Origin of the sequence: Listeria floridensis FSL S10-1187 (genome assembly GCF_000525875.1) — a bacterium.
GTDB lineage: Bacteria > Bacillota > Bacilli > Lactobacillales > Listeriaceae > Listeria > Listeria floridensis.
The window spans coordinates 1-1,302 of the sequence record NZ_AODF01000065.1; the positions used below are offsets into that span (position 1 = coordinate 1).

Consider the following 1,302-nt stretch of genomic DNA (forward strand, 5'->3'; position numbering starts at 1 on the left):
GCTCTTTCATGCTGTAGTCGCTTGTACGGCTGTATGTCGTTTGCTTCGACTTGATTTCTAGCCCAATCCGATGTACCTTACCTTTATCATCGGTGTAGTGCATAATACCATCTGGCGTTCCATATAAATAAAAGTCAAATCCGTTGTGCTGAACTGGCACACACTTTTTGGCGAAGTCTTCAAACATGGGCTCGCCTTTTGTGTTTCGTTCAAAGACGAAGCGAGGTGCCTTTCCTGTTTTTTTCTCGAAATGCTTTTCTATGAATAAAAGATCACGTTGAATCATATCGCCAGTAGCCGTCCCAATAGCAGTCCAACGCTTATGGATTGGCGAACGCTTTTCAATATCCTTATGCGCACCAATTTGTTTTAAGTAAAGCTCACGCTGACTACTGCCTGCACTTGACGGGCTAAAGTAGGGTTTTTTCGGAAAACTTTTGGCGGATTTACATACCATTTATGTATTTGTGTATCAAGCTCGTTGTCCCAAATTTCAGGCAAGCTGTGATACTCATTCAGCATGTCAAGAAATTCAGTGGCTACTTTTTGTACGTCTATAATTCAGAATTCCTCCTTTAATACTTTCAACTTATCGCACCACTCAGCCGTTACAGGCGTTATGGCAGGCTTTTTCTGCAAATTCCGCGCAACCTTTTTAGCTTGTGCCTCTTCAACAGTTGTCATGAATACAGAATGTAATCTACCTTCAAAGTCATGTTTGTTAGCATATTTTGTATTGATGATTAATTTATGTAATGTATTTTGCGGCACACGGCGCACAAGATATATTTCAGATTTTCGGTTGATTTTTGATACAGCCTTTAACTCCTCAACTAGCACATACCCGTCATCTGTACCAACTGCCAGTGCTCCGGTTTCCTTAAAGAATTGAATATCGTCAGCCGTTACGTTCAATTTTGCCATCAATAACCACGCTCCTTTTTAAAATCGTCCCAACGAATGGCATCGCCCCAACGCTGGGTATATATTTCGACATCACTTTCATTTGCAACCCCATTCAATAAATAAGACTGCGTCATGACTTCGACTAGTTTGTCACGTTCTTTTTCTGTAATATCAAAAGGAGCTTCAATAAGTATCTCATCGTGCACAGTCGCAAGCTGCTTGAAGTCGCGCCCCTTAGCGCGAAACTCAGCGAGTACTTTGCGCATTTCATTCATTGTTACTTTTGTTTGAATAGCGGCTTCACCCTGCACACGTGCATTTGTGCACTGTAGAAGCGGGCGGTATTCGCCTTTTAAAGCTTCAGGCAAACGTCGTTTACGTGCTTGTTTGCCAATC

2 protein-coding genes and 1 pseudogene are annotated in these 1,302 nt (G+C 42.0%); all 3 read right to left on the reverse strand.

Annotated features, from left to right (window positions below; genetic code table 11):
• Positions 1–457 (reverse strand): annotated as a pseudogene (locus MFLO_RS13865) (hypothetical protein); the annotation flags it as partial.
• 104 nt (positions 458–561) lie between these two features.
• Positions 562–924, reverse strand: a complete 363-nt coding sequence (locus MFLO_RS13870; RefSeq protein ID WP_036098645.1) for a hypothetical protein — start codon at positions 922–924, stop codon at positions 562–564.
• A partial coding sequence (locus MFLO_RS13875; RefSeq protein WP_036098646.1) for a DNA polymerase occupies positions 924–1,302 on the reverse strand: 379 nt, incomplete at its 5' end. The genes MFLO_RS13870 and MFLO_RS13875, both read right to left, overlap by 1 nt.

Coding starts and splice junctions, on each gene's coding strand:
- MFLO_RS13870 (WP_036098645.1), bottom strand. CDS start 924: ATGGCAAAATTGAACGTAACGGCTGACGATATTCAATTCTTTAAGGAA.